General features: G+C 57.5%; 18 protein-coding genes. 5 read left to right on the top strand and 13 right to left on the bottom strand.

All coding sequences use genetic code 11. The features are described 5' to 3' along the window. Positions 1 to 322 precede the first annotated feature (322 nt). Both XH80_RS41715 and XH80_RS41710 read right to left on the bottom strand, forming a co-directional pair. On the bottom strand, positions 323 to 733 hold the full coding sequence (locus XH80_RS41715) for an avidin/streptavidin family protein (protein WP_271603652.1): 411 nt from the start codon (positions 731 to 733) through the stop codon (positions 323 to 325). Positions 734 to 819: 86 nt separating this feature from the next. Beyond that, positions 820 to 1,812 (bottom strand): zinc-dependent alcohol dehydrogenase family protein, encoded by a 993-nt coding sequence (locus XH80_RS41710; protein WP_271603651.1) that lies wholly within the window; start codon positions 1,810 to 1,812, stop codon positions 820 to 822. A 49-nt stretch (positions 1,813 to 1,861) separates the two neighbouring features. Between XH80_RS41710 and XH80_RS41705 the strand changes: the two genes are divergently transcribed. Then, positions 1,862 to 2,302 (top strand): acyl-CoA thioesterase, encoded by a 441-nt coding sequence (locus XH80_RS41705; protein WP_271603650.1) that lies wholly within the window; start codon positions 1,862 to 1,864, stop codon positions 2,300 to 2,302. A 158-nt stretch (positions 2,303 to 2,460) separates the two neighbouring features. Here XH80_RS41705 and XH80_RS41700 read toward each other — a convergent pair whose 3' ends face one another. The 10 genes from XH80_RS41700 to XH80_RS41655 all read right to left on the bottom strand — a co-directional run bounded on the left by XH80_RS41700 (position 2,461) and on the right by XH80_RS41655 (position 10,465). Then, the gene (locus tag XH80_RS41700; RefSeq protein WP_271603649.1) at positions 2,461 to 2,682 is read right to left on the bottom strand and encodes a biotin/lipoyl-containing protein; all 222 of its coding nucleotides are present in this window, start codon (positions 2,680 to 2,682) and stop codon (positions 2,461 to 2,463) included. 335 nt (positions 2,683 to 3,017) lie between these two features. Beyond that, positions 3,018 to 3,770, bottom strand: coding sequence for an SDR family NAD(P)-dependent oxidoreductase (locus XH80_RS41695; RefSeq protein WP_271603648.1), 753 nt, complete (start codon positions 3,768 to 3,770; stop codon positions 3,018 to 3,020). Then, positions 3,770 to 4,960 (bottom strand): thiolase family protein, encoded by a 1,191-nt coding sequence (locus XH80_RS41690; RefSeq protein ID WP_271603647.1) that lies wholly within the window; start codon positions 4,958 to 4,960, stop codon positions 3,770 to 3,772. Before XH80_RS41690 ends, XH80_RS41695 begins: the two co-directional genes overlap by 1 nt. After that, entirely contained in the window at positions 4,935 to 6,470 is a 1,536-nt protein-coding gene (locus tag XH80_RS41685) for an AMP-binding protein (RefSeq protein ID WP_271603646.1), read from the bottom strand. The genes XH80_RS41690 and XH80_RS41685 overlap by 26 nt, the downstream gene beginning before the upstream one ends. Positions 6,471 to 6,944: 474 nt before the next feature. Further along, complete coding sequence (locus tag XH80_RS41680; RefSeq protein ID WP_271603645.1) at positions 6,945 to 7,676, bottom strand: biotin--[acetyl-CoA-carboxylase] ligase; 732 nt, start codon at positions 7,674 to 7,676, stop codon at positions 6,945 to 6,947. A 46-nt stretch (positions 7,677 to 7,722) separates the two neighbouring features. Continuing rightward, positions 7,723 to 8,268 carry a biotin transporter BioY gene (locus XH80_RS41675; RefSeq protein ID WP_271603644.1) on the bottom strand — a complete coding sequence of 182 codons (546 nt, stop codon included), beginning with the start codon at positions 8,266 to 8,268 and terminating at the stop codon, positions 7,723 to 7,725. Between the two features lie 23 nt (positions 8,269 to 8,291). Next, entirely contained in the window at positions 8,292 to 8,891 is a 600-nt protein-coding gene (locus XH80_RS41670) for an energy-coupling factor transporter transmembrane component T family protein (protein WP_271603643.1), read from the bottom strand. Beyond that, positions 8,888 to 9,562, bottom strand: a complete 675-nt coding sequence (locus XH80_RS41665; protein WP_271603642.1) for an energy-coupling factor ABC transporter ATP-binding protein — start codon at positions 9,560 to 9,562, stop codon at positions 8,888 to 8,890. The genes XH80_RS41670 and XH80_RS41665 overlap by 4 nt, the downstream gene beginning before the upstream one ends. 345 nt (positions 9,563 to 9,907) lie before the next feature. Beyond that, a complete protein-coding gene (locus XH80_RS41660; protein ID WP_271603641.1) occupies positions 9,908 to 10,051 on the bottom strand; it encodes a hypothetical protein in 144 nt (47 codons plus the stop codon). 207 nt (positions 10,052 to 10,258) lie between these two features. After that, positions 10,259 to 10,465, bottom strand: a complete 207-nt coding sequence (locus XH80_RS41655; protein WP_271603640.1) for a hypothetical protein — start codon at positions 10,463 to 10,465, stop codon at positions 10,259 to 10,261. A gap of 250 nt (positions 10,466 to 10,715) precedes the next feature. On the opposite strand from XH80_RS41655, the gene XH80_RS41650 reads away from it, so the two are divergent. From XH80_RS41650 to XH80_RS41635, 4 genes are all read left to right on the top strand, one after another. Further along, a complete protein-coding gene (locus XH80_RS41650) occupies positions 10,716 to 10,880 on the top strand; it encodes a hypothetical protein (RefSeq protein ID WP_271603639.1) in 165 nt (54 codons plus the stop codon). A gap of 159 nt (positions 10,881 to 11,039) precedes the next feature. Then, a complete protein-coding gene (locus XH80_RS41645) occupies positions 11,040 to 11,369 on the top strand; it encodes a hypothetical protein (RefSeq protein ID WP_271603638.1) in 330 nt (109 codons plus the stop codon). A 323-nt stretch (positions 11,370 to 11,692) separates the two neighbouring features. Then, positions 11,693 to 12,514: a class I SAM-dependent methyltransferase gene (locus XH80_RS41640; RefSeq protein WP_271603637.1), complete on the top strand. Its 822-nt coding sequence runs from the start codon at positions 11,693 to 11,695 to the stop codon at positions 12,512 to 12,514. A gap of 200 nt (positions 12,515 to 12,714) precedes the next feature. Beyond that, on the top strand, positions 12,715 to 13,689 hold the full coding sequence (locus XH80_RS41635; RefSeq protein ID WP_271603636.1) for an ABC transporter substrate-binding protein: 975 nt from the start codon (positions 12,715 to 12,717) through the stop codon (positions 13,687 to 13,689). On the opposite strand, the gene XH80_RS44195 is transcribed toward XH80_RS41635, so the two are convergent. Next, positions 13,679 to 14,056 (bottom strand): phage integrase central domain-containing protein, encoded by a 378-nt coding sequence (locus tag XH80_RS44195; RefSeq protein WP_442869210.1) that lies wholly within the window; start codon positions 14,054 to 14,056, stop codon positions 13,679 to 13,681. The two genes, XH80_RS41635 and XH80_RS44195, sit on opposite strands and share 11 nt — an antisense overlap. Between the last annotated feature and the right edge of the window lie 61 nt (positions 14,057 to 14,117).

Below are 14,117 nucleotides of genomic sequence, written 5' to 3'. Positions count from 1 at the left end.
CCGAGGGACGTGGTGCCCCGGGGGGTAGAGAATCACAGAGATGGTGCGCCATTCAGAACAAAACTACGAACTCGTCTCATTGGAATGACTTTATGATTTTTGACGCAAGAGTATCACGGACATAGGCTCAGATCTGGCCGGTGTCCGTCTTGCCCTTCGTCCGTCTTGCCCCTCACCAGGATCGGGATCTTGGTGTCATCGCAATGGGCTTTCCGATTGGAATCTAGCAATTACCTGAGCGGCCCGCTCACACCGGGGCCAGCGAAATCATAACGCTGCGGCCACAGTCGTATTGAGGGAAACGGAGAGCGTACGACAACCGCTACGGCACCCGACGAAAAACGTCGCTTCCTCGCAGAGTTTTCATAAGGCCGGTATTCCTGTCCACATAAGCAAGCTCCCAACCGGTCCTCAGAATATCATTGCCAATCAAGCTTCCGACCCATGCGGTGATAGAGTTGCAGGATTTCATGGCGTTCTTCCACACAACCACGAATCTAACCGCATTCGCGCTGGTCTCGCCAACCAAGTCAAACGGAATACCTTGGCAATCAAATCCAGCCGCATTGTTGGTATATACGCCTCGGAAGGAGCCGGCCGCCGCACCGGGCCATATCCTCATCTCCGAACCACGCGCATTCTTCCAAACCGAAGGAAGCGGTAGCGTTTGCGCAGAAGCACTCGAAAGGCTCAAGCCGACAACAAGCAAAAAGGCCGATATAAATCGAAGCATAGAACAAGACCTCGGTTGGCATAACCTCAAAGCACAACCTTCAATATACAATCTCTTTTGTTGCGTCAAACGGATGCATAACGACACTAGCATGTGACGAGGATTTTGCCTCGACGACCTTCACGAGCATTGTGCGCGAGCGCTTGGCCGATCTTGGCAAGAGGGTAGCAAGCTTCGACAGGGGTGGCCGCTACGCCACATTGAATGAGATTCGAAACAGCAGTCATTTCCCGCGCAAGCTCGCCGCGCTCCACGAAATGTACCCAGTCGCGAAGGCGAAAAAAGCGAAGGTCGATATCGGGACGCGTCGTGGTCAATGACACGGGCAGCGGGGTCCCCGACAGCAGTCCATAATGCAAGTGCACGCCATTTACGCGCAGCCCCGACGCCAGTCGCGCCCCCTCCTCGCCCCCAACCGCGTCGAACACGATATCCAATCCGGCGCCGCTTGTGACTTCAGCAATGAGAGCCGATAGCCTGTCGCCCGGTTCCACAAGGGTAACACGCAAGTTGAGGTCGGAAAGAAGCTGAAGTGATCTTGGATTTCTCACGATGGCAATCGGACGTATCCCGACCCGATTTGCCAACTTGATCAGAATCCGACCAATTGCGGATCCGGCTGCGTTTACCGCCACGTGCAAAGCAGGCGACGACATAAGCGACCTACTCAGCAACAGGGCTGTCAGCGGGTTCACATAGGCGAAGGCGGCCTGTTCATCCGATAGGCCTGCGGGAACGCGAAAACACCACCGGCTGTCCGTCACCTTGAATTTTTGCCAAGCGCCAGCACTACCCAGAGGCCAAACCCGGTCGCCAACATTGAGCAAGGAATCACCGCCGGTCGCCTCGACGACACCTACGCCTTCGTAGCCAGGCACAAAAGGCAGTTCAGTCCGGTGGGCATACGCGCCAGAGATTGTAATAATGTCAGAGGGATTGATTGCGCAATGCGTCATCCTCACCAGAACGTGGTCAGTTGCAAGAGGTGGAGGACGATATGTCTCGATTTTGACTACGCGCTCGGCCGGCCCGAAATTTCGAACGATTGCGCGCTGATAATACTCGTCTTCCGAACGCATCGCAGTGTATGGTATCCATCGAGTTCTAAACGCACGTCCCAAGATTGACATGCAGAGCGGCTCTTCGTCCAATCCAATAAGTTCTCGATTTCGTATCCCGTTCCGGGACGTGGATATGCATGGCCATGTCCACAATGGCGCTTATCTTTCTTACATCGAGACCGCCATAAACGATTTTCTTCGCCATTCTGGATTGGAGGGCCACTTCGTGCCGGGGGCCGAGGGCCGTAGCTACCATGTCAAGAAGACTGAGCTGACCTACGAAAGCCCGCTTGGATTCGACGAGGCCGTCGTGGCGCGGGTGCGCGTTGGGCGCATCGGCAATTCCAGTCTCACCTTTGAGGGCTCTATAGAGCGCGAGTCGGACAACGCCGTGTCCGTGCTAGGGACCGTCGTTTGGGTATGCGTCGACACCAAGACCCGGACGGCGACCTCAATTCCCAGCGGCACGCGCCAGGCAATATCAGCCGCTCTAAATATGAGCTCCTGATTCTTGAGCCCCGAACGCTTTTCATCCAGCGGTCTAGCTGCTAGGCCGTCGACACTACGAAGCCCTGGGACGCCCGAGGAAGATCGGACGCCGCGTCCTTTTGGTCGTGTTGGCGAGCGTGGCGTGCTCGAATAGTTCCTACACCTACGCTGAACGGTTCACGTCGTCTTCATCACCAAGACGATGTCGTCACCCTTAACACTCGTGCCGGGTGAACGGAGAATCCGCTCGACTTTTCCATCGTACGGCGCGCGAACGAACAGTTCCGATTTGACTGATTCCACGACGTACAATTCGTCACGCGCTTTGACGACCTGCCCTTCCTTGACCGAAACTTTCAAAAGAACACCATCAAGGCGCGCAAGAATTTCCTTGGTCATAGGGAGCACCTCCGATCAGAGATAAGACTTGGTAAGGTAGCAGAACGGCCATGATAAATCCAGTGGTAGAGTCGACATGACACTATTCGGTGCCAACGGAGGGAAAGCACACGCGTCCGGTCTCACATGAACCAATGAAGGACAGAGCCTATGCCCCGCAAATCATGCCCCCCTCACCATCGACCCCGGCCAGAATATCCTCAAGTTGATGCATCGCTAGCTCGAAGAGGATACCTCACCGACTCGCGCCGTAACGTGACCGCCGGAGCCAAACTCCAGAAGCTCATGACCGCGAGAAGTGGCAAAGGGACAAACGAGCCAATGTTCGAATTGCCCTAATGCCGCCGCGACATTTGCCATTTCCGTTTGATTTTGCGGTCAGTCCACCAACTCGGCAACATATTGGACAACCACGTGCTGCCGGCCATACCTCGCGGGAAACTGATCCGCGCCAAATTTCGTTCAATTCCGGACTTGACCGCTTCTGCCGCGTCTTCGGCAGACATGCCGTCTTTGCCAGCGGCGGAGGTCATTGGGGTTAAAACAAACCCGGGGCAGATAACGCTGACCGCGATTCCCTTGCTGGCCAATCGTCCGCGCAGCGCCTCTCCATAGAGACGCGCCCACGCTTTGCTTGCTGCGTATCCCGGCGGACCTCCAAACGCCCGGAAAGCGGCAAGCGAACTCATGATCGCGATATGCCCATGCCGTCTGGAGAGCATCGCATCTATTGCCGGCTCGACAGTGTTCAGAACACCCAAGATATTCGTGCTCACCAACTGCCTGGCAAATGCTGAATCTTCCTGGCTTTTGGCAATACCAGCGTTCGCGATCACCAGATCCAAGGGATATTTGTGGTCAACTGCTGTGATGGCACTCGCCATCGCGGCCTGGTCTGCGACATTCAGAACAAGCGCCGAAGCATCAGCTCCGCGGGCTTGGCAACGAGCGGCGGCATCGGAAAGCCGCCGATCGTCGCGACCAACAAGGGCGAGGTGCACACCTGGACTTGCATAGGCCACCGACAGGGCTGCGCCTATCCCGCTAGAGGCCCCCGTAATAAAGACGCTCTTTGGAGTTGTCTGCATTAGAGTTCTCCGACCCATTGAAACAGCGTGGTGAGCCCAAGCCCGCCACCAATCCCGAGCATCGCCATTCCAAGAGCGCCATCTGCTCGCCGGCGCAACAATTGGGAGAACAGCCGCGTCACGAGTATCGCACCAGATGCGCCGAAGGGATGTCCCAGAGCGAGAGCGCCTCCTTCGTGATTGACCTTATCGGCAGCAATACCGAGGCGATCCAGCGAGCCGAGAACTTGCGCAGCAAATGCCTCGTTGAACTCGATCAGTTCAACTTTGTCGAGCGTGAGAGATGGCAATCGTCGCAACAGCCGATTTGTCGAGTCGACGGGCCCGAGACCGAGCAGATTTGGATCGACTCCAGCCGAGGCCGCGTCGATGAACATCAACCCCTGCTTCAGGCGAAGCTCACGGGCCAGGCGCCTGCTCAAGATCATCGTCACGGAGGCGCCATCGTTGAGCGGGCACGAATTTCCGGCTGTGACGGTTCCGTTCTCGACAAAGACGGGCTTTAGCGACGAGAGAGCATCCAACGACGTGTTGCGGCGCGGGCATTCATCACGATCTATCACCGCGCGTCGAGTCTCGATGGGAACAATTTCCTCCTCGAAAGACCCCGCATCGATCGACGCGATGGCCTTCTGATGGCTAGCAAGAGCGAAGATGTCCTGGCGCTCGCGCGTAATGTTGCATTCACGGGCTACATTTTCTGCCGCGACACCCATTTCCGGATCGCCGATGTCGTCGGGGGAAAAGCGCGCCCTGTTGTAGAAACGAGGTAGACCGCCTTTGGTGCGCGGCTTTTCAATCCGCCAAGGAGCCCTGCTAGTCGACTCGACGCCTCCCGCAACGTACCACTCGCCAGCGCCCGATTGCACCAGCCTGCATGCAAGAATGATCGCCTCCAATCCTGAGCCACACTGACGGTCTACGGTTAGCCCGGGGACACTGACGGGCAGGCCAGACGCCAACGCCGCAAGTCGGGCTATGTTGCCGCCAGCCGCCATCGCATTGCCAAGAATGACGTCGTCGATCAGGCCGGGCCGAGCGTCAATTCTGCTGAGCATATGGCGGATGATTGGTGCGACGAGTTCGTGTGGCTCGACGTCCTCGAATGCTCCGAAGGCACGACCAATCGGTGTACGAAAAGCCGAAACAACGATAGGCTGACGATCAGGTTGTAAGTTCGATGGAGTCATACTGGCCATCTTGAAGCAGTTCTGCGATCTTTCCCCTGGCGATTTTGCCGCTGGTTGTCATCGGCCATGACGATGTCCTGTAGAGGTCTCGGGGTATCTTGTACCGTGGAAGCGATTTGCCCGCTTCTTCGAGGATACCTTTGCCACCCTCAAAGCCCCCACACAGTATCGCGACCAGACGCGTCCCCAGATACGCATCATCGACGCCAAGAACAACGGCTTCATCCACTTCGGCAATATTCTTCAGCACGGCTTCCACTTCCGAGACGTATACGTTGAAGCCGCCAGTAATCAGCATGCCTCCCTCTCGCCCCATCACCGTCAGGGCACCGTTTGGCTTGAGCTCGCCAATGTCGCCCACGGTTGCTCCGCTCGAATCGACTCTAAAGGCTTTGCCATCATCGCCCCAAAGATACCCGTCGCAAATCAGGTCACTCTTGACGTAGATGGTTCCTGCGGTCTCATCGCCAAGCATCTGCTCGGAGCGCCGTACACTGATCTCGACCCCTGGGTACGCCTTCCCAACTGTGCCGATTGGCGTTTCGGGGTCGGAGGGATGCACGGTCGAAACGGAAACAAAACCCAGTTCTGATGCTCCGTAGTACTCCATGATGCGAGCTTGGGGGAACATGCTGCGCATCAGCGCAACGTGCTTGCTGCTGAGCTTGGCGCCTGCAGTCAGCACGTCCCGAATCGACGGAAAGACAGGGGATGGGGGTGAGACCCGCTCCGCGAGCGCGCTGACCATCGTTGGGACCGCGACTAATCTGTCGATGTCGCCACGGCTCAGCGCGTTCGCCACGAGATCGGCATTCCATTGCTTCACAGTGTGGAACGTGCCGCCGCTGTGAAGGGTCTCAGCCAGAGAGTACAACGCCAGACCGTGGGCGAGAGCGCCCGGGCACACAGTAGCAGGAGCATCCTGCAGGCCGAACAGGGGCACTCCACGAGCCAGACTTGCGCGCCACGCCGCGCGCGACCGACTATAGGCTTTCGGTTGAGAGGTCGTGCCGGAGGTGAAATTCACCAAGAAGGTGCCGTCTTCGGTCTCTGGCGGCTGTTTAGGGTCGGCCGGCGGATTGCCTTGACGTGGCTTCACGAACGCATCGGCAGTCTCGACGTTAAATCCCATGCGCCTTGCAATATCTGCAACGCTGGTGCTCGTCGTCTCTGTGACGATCAGATCCGGCCTCAGTCTTGTCAGTATATCCTGAAGCTGGCTGGGCAGCATCTTGGGATCAAGAACCGCGCACACGTTATTTCCGTGAGTGGCGCCAACAAACAATTCAGGGAAGAGCAGGTGGTTTCCGAGATCGAGCGCAACGACCTTTTCAACCCGATTCAAGATGGGAAGCTCCTTCCGGCTCCCTGGCAACGACGCGACATAAGCCCAGAATAATTGCGATCGATTTTCCAGTTCGGCAAAACTGCGCACCTTGCCATCAATTATGAAGGCGGGCTTATCTGGGGTGGCCGCGGCGTGGTGATGAAGCTGTTGATGAAACGGCATGTAAAACCCGACTCGTCGCTAGCGATCTACTCCGGCGTCAAGCGCAGGTCGGTGCACGTCGCACCGGCACGCACAGCGCCTCGGACGCGGGCGTGATGCCTGATTTCGTCACTCATCCAAGACCCTGGATATCCAACTTATCAAAACAAACAGGAACTACCAGAGGTTTAGTTTACACTGGGAGACAATTATCCGCAAATTTCGAGAAGCGGGCGATGTCATGCGATGCGTCCGAATGGAGTTTTCGCACGGCCTATTGTCGCGCTAGCCGCTTCCGTCTGATCTGCTCTGGCCGACTGAGCGGGATTTTGATTTCTTAGTGTTTCACCTGCCGGTGATCCGACTTGCCCCCCGAGACGCTGCCTGCCGGGCCTAAGAGGAGACCATCCAACGGCTGCTTCTTCGCAGGGGTCGCGAGAGGTCCCAACCAGTCAGGGTCTCCGTGCGAATTACTTGGCCGCGGCTACCGCAACTTTACGCGCCAACATCACCGGTCGAGAACGCCCGCACTTCACCTCCGGGCAATTCGAGAAGCAAGAACCCTGCGTTGCTCACGCCACGACAGAGCCCTTCGACGCGGACTGTCCGAGCCTCGTTAAGCGCAATCGATATGGACTGTCCATATCGCCAGATATTTCTACTATAGGCGTCTGCGATCGGCACGAAACCGGCTTGGGTCCAGCTTTCAAAGCGCGCCAACCAGCTACTTGCGATCCGTTCAACGAGAGCTAATCGTTCGATGTCGCAGAAGCGACCGAGGAAAGTCGTAGGGTAGATTACCCCCTCCGGTTCCGATGCAAGATTGACCCCGATCCCGACATAGATCCTGTTGGCGTCGCTCTCGATGAGAGTTCCAGAGATCTTTGCATCATCAACAACTATGTCATTCGGCCATTTGATCTTCACCGCAGCCCGATCATTGATCAGATCTCGCAAGACGTCGTGTATCGCGAGGCCAGTCGTCAATGGCAAAGTCGTGAAATCTTCATGCTCCGCATTATGGGGCAGCGTAATTGTCATTGCGACATTGTTCTTTGGGGCGTGCCAGACGCGACCAAAACGGCCTCTTCCGGCCGTTTGCTTGGCCGCAGACACCACAAATGCACCGTCGCTTCCAAGCTCGACCAAGCGCTTGGCCTCAGCATTGGTGCTATCCAACTCATCATAGTCGTGAATAGGAATAGCGCACTTAGATCGACCGATCATGTTCCTTCCTGCGACCTTGCATCCAGCTGTCCGTCTACCGGCAACTCTACTCGCGGTTAATGATCGGGTATGAACGTCGTACGGACATGGCTATAACCGAGGCGAGAACGGCTTTAGCCAAGTCGCCAGGCACAAAAGGTAGCGAGCCAAGCATCGCCTGGTTCGGGCTCAGGTGTAGCAAGGCGGCCATCCAGGGAATTCCCATCAGATAGCTAATTCCGAGCCCGCCTATGACGCAGAACGCGATCGTCTTGGGTAGCGTCAGATTTCTCCAACAGCTCTCGACCGCGTAGCCAACAAACAAGGCAATCACGGGCCAGGCGAGAAGGAAACCTCCGGTCGGCCCCAAAAACACCGCGAAGCCACCGCGGCCACCCGCGAGCGGCGGTAGACCGACCGCCACCAAGATAATGAACAGAACCTGCGAGAGCAGGCCGCGCTTCGCGCCGAGAATTGTCCCTGCCAGGAGCGGGCCAATGTTTTGCACTGTGATTGGAACGCCAGTGACTGGCAATGGAAATGGCGGAAACAACCCGACGGCAGCCGTCACCGCTGCAAACAGAGCGATGTAAACGATATCTTTGGTCGCCATGGCTCCCCCACAACCAGAGCATTCTACGGGTCGTAGGCTCGCGCATCAATAGCATTGGCGACATCGTCCGCCATTTTCAGAGTCCTTATGATGACCGGCAGCGCTACCGCGATCACACTCCGCTCCAAACCGCGAGCCCGCTGAGCCTCTCTGACCTCGGCCGTGATCTTTGCAACCACTGGAATAAAACGAAGCGCCAGCGACAGTCCGAGACTGACCTTAGCTGGGTTGATGCCAATACGCCGCAGCCCCCCGATACTCCCCTCAACGGCTTCGATCATGGACGAAGCCGGCGTGCTCAACGTCACCAATGATGCCAACAGGAGAAGAGCAACGAAACGCGAGACCACTAGCCCCGCGAATACCGCGTCTCTGGTGAACAGCTGGAACAGGAAAATGACCAAGAATATCCAGGAGGCGGGACGAATTTGCGCTATGAGGATTCTGCCGGGGATCTCAGCGAGAACGTACAGCCATACGATTCCGCTCAAGACAGCACCGATGATCCAAATGTCGTGAATTAGAAAGAGTGCTGTACCGCCGACCAGCAATAGAAGGACTTTGATCCCGGCAGGCAGTTGGTGGATAATCGAGTCCCGATGAAGGTACGTGCCTAGGCTCATGAGAGACGCTCTACGTACCGCGCTAACGCCGAAGACGGACTGTCGTCGATCACAACTCCTCCGTCCTCGAACGCGATGACTCGATCGAAGCTGCGAAGGAAGTCAAGATCGTGGGACACTACGATCGCGGTCTGTTCGAGCGAGTCGATGACCTCAGCAATGCGTCTCTTGTTCCGCAAATCAAGGAGCGTTGTCGGCTCATCCATCACGACATAGGTTGGCTCCATCGCCAGCACTCCGGAAATCGCTATGAGTTGCTTCTGGCCGCCGCTCAGATGATGAGAGGCATGCTTGCGAAATGGCAGCAGGTCATATCGGCTCAGTGCCTCGGTGACCTTCTGATCGACGAGCTCCTTTGGAAGCTTTAGGTTCTTTAGCCCAAAGGCAAGATCTTCGTCCACAACCGGAAAAACGATCTGGTTGTCCGGATTCTGGAAGACAAAGCCGACCTTCTTGCGAACCTGCTTGCCGTCCCTTTTTGTGTCGAATCCGTCGACGACGACCTTGCCTTCAGTCGGCAGCTGAAGGCCGTTGAGCAAGCGCGCAAAGCTACTTTTTCCCGACCCGTTCGATCCGACAATCGCGATCCGCTGTTCGGAGAGCGTTAGATTGATATTCCTGAGTACTGAGAACCCATCATAGCTCAAGGAAACGTCGTTGATTTCGATCATTGGCTGTCACTATCTGCTGGACGCACACCAGTTTGCAACTTTCGCCCTGTCAGGCAATCGAAAGCGCCTTTGTTCGCCTAGCAGGTCAGGCCCTTCCTTTGAAGTCTTGACGGCGGTAGGCCTATGGAAGGAGCTGATCAATCTCCCCTGTTTGGATGTCCTCAACACTTCTCTCACCTTGATTGCCGCGTGGGCAGCCGGCAGCTGCAACGATCCTATACGGAACCGCAGGCGCGGCATGACCAGGCACCCGCCTCAACTCTTGTGAGCGTCGGAATCTCGCGATGGCGCCGGCACAATTGCTGGCGGCGTGAATGCCTTCTCCGCCCGCCGGTGAACTCTTCCTCAACACCGAGACGCGCGGCAAAGCCCGACGAAAATCGCGAAATCGTCACACGCTTCACCCGTCGGCCCGATCACCTGCGTCATGACAATCACCACATTTTCGCGGTTCGAAAAGGCGAGATCGTTGCGCTCAAGGGGCGTCATGAATCGCTATTCGCGCCTTCGATCCCGCCAGAAACGCCGATGGAGAGTCCGGTCCGCTCTCGCTGGTTTGGGCGCTGACTGCCGCCGGGCTGCTCGTCCTCCTCTCCATGGCGCTGTGAGCACCCCGATGAGGTGTGAACGGGATGTTGGCGATTGGGCTTAAGTCTCGAGGACTACTCAGCAGGCGCCGCTGAGACAAGGGGGATATCAATCGCTATCGCTGCCGTTCGACTGCCGCACGCCCGGAGAGTTGAACCAGATCACAGCCGTATCGATCTGCAGCGCCTTTCTCAAGGCAGCGTCACGGAGCAAGCCCTCGGGCAGGAGCTTCGCCTCCGCTCGTAGAGTTTGCGCCTCTCTTATGAGACGCTCCTCAAGTGCCGCTGCCTGTTGAACATGGCCCTGGGACAGCATGGCAAGCTCCTTTTCCTAGAGGAAGGCGGGAGCGCACCGGGCGTTCTCATCACAGGCAAAAGCCACGATCCGCACTGTGACACCCAATCCTTATCCGAAAGCAGCCGGAATGCGAGTCATTTAAATCGCTTGATTTGCTTTGGACGAGGTCGCTTACGGCGTGCTAACGTTTGATATCACCGCACGGTCCGCGGCATCTATCGGTGACCGAGAGCCGAATGCTCCCGCTTCGTACAGACTGGAGATGGTGATGCAAAACGGCGCTGGACCTTTCTCAGAGACTGAGCTGACGATCGTGGAGCGCTATACGCGCGCCGCGGTCGAGGACTTGGATAGTCCCGAGATCCTGGACTTGCTTGAGAAAATCGAGGACGAGATCAGAAGACGGACCGCCATAGCAACGGATCGAGAATAGATCAGACTCGTCTCTCGGCCTGTGCTATCGTAGCCAATGCGAGAAATTTCAGTCACATGTTTGGTCCTGATCTGGGCCACCTCGGCAGCGGCCCAAACGGCCGCGCGGCAGCAGCTTCAGCACGGCTTGGTCTCACGACAGGCCAGTGCAGGAATGACAATGAGCTTCTCCTTTCTCACCTCAAGGCCCTGCGTTAGCCTGTTCGAAAATCCAGAAATCCGACTTAAGGACGTTCCGCAAGGAGCGGCTTCAATCCTCGTGCAGCTTACCCAAGCTGATCACGAATACGGCGGCCAGGAAGTTCTCCTGCCAAAGAACGGCATCCTTCCGGCTGGCGCTCTTCGGACGTTCGGACCTTGCAACCCCGGTGTCTACCAATATGAGGTGACCGTTAAGTCGGCCGCTGGCGAAGTCCTGGGGCGGGCGCGGCAATCGCGTTCGTTTCCCGATGATATCGAGTTCAAACCGCCGTCGAACGAGCTACCCTGAAGGGAGCGAGCGGGAGCAACGGAAGGGGGCCTGACAGCAGGCGGCAACTAGAATGCGGTATGCACCGTGAGGTCAAAGAGTGCTGGTTGGCTCGACGGCCATAGTGCTGTTTGGCGCCGCGCTCATCCGCTGGTCAGCGTTCGGACTGTTCGTTGATCGGGACTTATTTTCATACCCCAGGGCGGCCCGCCTTCTCCCATTCAACCTGACGGCAGTAAGGGCCAGTGAACGTCGGCTGTTGACCCAGCCGGACCTTCCAAGTTGGGACCGCTTTTGATATAAGCGCGTGTAACGTAGCCTACGGTTTGTAGGGGATCTACGAAATGGATCCAGTCAGCGACCCAGCCAAGCTGAAGGCAGAGGCGACGTATAACGCGGCAGCGGACCACTTCGATGATGGCCCGCTTGCGTTCTGGGATCGCTATGGTCGGCTCACCCTGCAAAGGCTCTCGCTCGCACCGGGATCGGCGGTGCTTGATGTAGGTTGCGGGAGCGGCGCTTCCGCCATACCAGCCGCGATCGATGTCGGACCGCAGGGGCGAGTTATTGGGATCGACCTTGCAGAACGGCTGCTGACGATCGCGCGCTCGAAAAGCCTCGCGCAACATCTGCACAACGTCGAGTTCCGTCGTGCTGACATGACGGCACTGAGCTACCCAGATGCATCATTCGACGCCGTGATCTCGGTGTTTTCGCTCTTCTTCGTGGCCGATATGGTCGCTGAGATTCGCGAACTGTGGCGCGTGCTGCGGCCCGGCGGAAAGCTCGCCATCACCACCTGGGGGCCAAGAATGTTCGAGCCTGGCTCTGAAGCATTCTGGTCGGCGGTGAAGGAGTTCCGTCCCGATCTCGTCGCAACCGTCAGCCCCTGGGAGCGCATCACCAGGCCGGACGCGCTGCGCCAGCTTCTGTCGGAGAGTGGGATCAGTGGCGCTGAGGTGACCTCGGAAGACGGCCGGCAGCGGCTTGAGTCTGTGGAGGATTGGTGGACCATAGTGCTCGGTTCAGGTTACCGCTGGACGGTCGAGCAGATGAGCGAGGGCGAAAGAGCGGGGGTCAAAGCCGCGAACCTGAAGAAGCTGCGGGAGAGCGGTACAACGTCAGTCGAGACAAACGTGATCTGCGCCATCGCGCCGAAGATTTAGCATCGATCCGGCACCGCAACGCGAACCTGGGGTGCCCGCAAGTGACACGCGATTCGCTCACCCAAACGGCTTTTGCGACTGCCAGCAGCGGGCCATGCGCTCCCGACGTAGGATGCGACTATGTGCTGCCGATGACGTAGTTAGATCGATCAAATTCGGTACAATGTGCCTCCGATGGATGATCTGATGCTGGCTCATCGATGAAACGACGGGTGTTTCTTGCGGGCTTGTGGGCCGCGGCTTACGGAGATCTGTCGGCGGCTCTCGCGCAGCGAAGTTTGCGCACGATCGGCATATGGTGGAGCCCGCTCCAAGTGCGCGAGATACTGGCGCCTTATAAGGCCCGCCTTGAGGCACTCGGTTGGGTCGAAGGCCGAAACGTCCAATTCCTGGTTCGCGCTTGGGACGGCGATGCCGGCAGCATGCGCCTGCAAGCAGGCGAGTTGGTCGCTGCGCACCCTGATGTTATCGTGGCGCTAAGTAACCCGGCAGTTGCCATCCTGAAGCCGCTCGGCGGCAACGTACCCATCGTGTTCGGGATGGTTGCCGATCCGGCCGGAAGCGGCTTCATCCAAAATCTGGCTCGGCCCGGCGGCACCATAACCGGCTTCACCAATTTTGAGGCTTCGATGGGTGGCAAGTGGCTTGAGGTGCTCAGGGAAGCTGCACCGGACACCACTCGGGTGTTGGTCTTCATGCATCCCGAAACGGCCGCACACAAGGAATTCTTCGGGGCGATAGAGAGCTTGGCTGGACCACTCAAGATTCAGGTAACTGCTGCCGGTATCCACAACAGCGCCGAAGTAGAGCGCGCATTCGCCGAGTTCATTGCGAGCGGAAGTCGAGGGGGCGTCATTGCGTTGCCCCACGCCATCACCGAGGTCAATCGCGATCTCATAATCCAGCGGGCGACCGCCAATTTCATGCCAACAATATTTGCATTCGAGGCCCACGCATACGCGGGAGCGCTTGTGACTTATGGTATCGATCGCAGCGATACCATCATGCAGACAGCAGACTACGTCGATCGCATTCTTCGTGGTACCCGGCCGGCAGACCTGCCGGTTCAGGCAGCCCAAAAATTCGAATTGGTTGTCAATCTCAAGACGGCGAAGGCGTTAGGCCTCACCATATCTCCAACATTGCTGGGCCGTGCTGATAAGGTCATCGAGTAGCCAAAACAATCGTAGTCTGTTGCCGGGTGGCGCTCGGTCTATCCGGTCCGGAACGCGGAAGCTGAGGTTGCGAAGCTTCAGGGAGCGTGGGCCAGCCATCGTACTCGTCGATTGCGAGCATAAGACCGCCAAGCTCCACCTCATCTGTGATAGCCGGGCGGTGGGTCACTTCGACCTTTAGGAGAGCGCCTCTTGGCGCTGCAGTAGGATCGAGGGGCCCACGGAGAGTTCTAACGGCGTATCGAAAAACGGTACCGAGCGTTCCACGAAGGCGATGAGCGGTCTCCCGCCGTCCGCTCTTTTCGATCCGCTGGAGGACGTGCTGGTGCGCAGGGGCGGACCATATTTGGGCGCCAAAACCACTCATATAACTTCACAATTCTGCCGACTAGAAATCCCCTACCCATACTCCTACCCGTCCAGATGTG

The sequence above is a fragment of the Bradyrhizobium sp. CCBAU 45384 genome, from assembly GCF_028128665.1.
GTDB lineage: Bacteria > Pseudomonadota > Alphaproteobacteria > Rhizobiales > Xanthobacteraceae > Bradyrhizobium > Bradyrhizobium manausense.
Note: the sequence above shows the minus strand (reverse complement) of the source record. Positions and strands in the feature narration are given on the sequence as shown.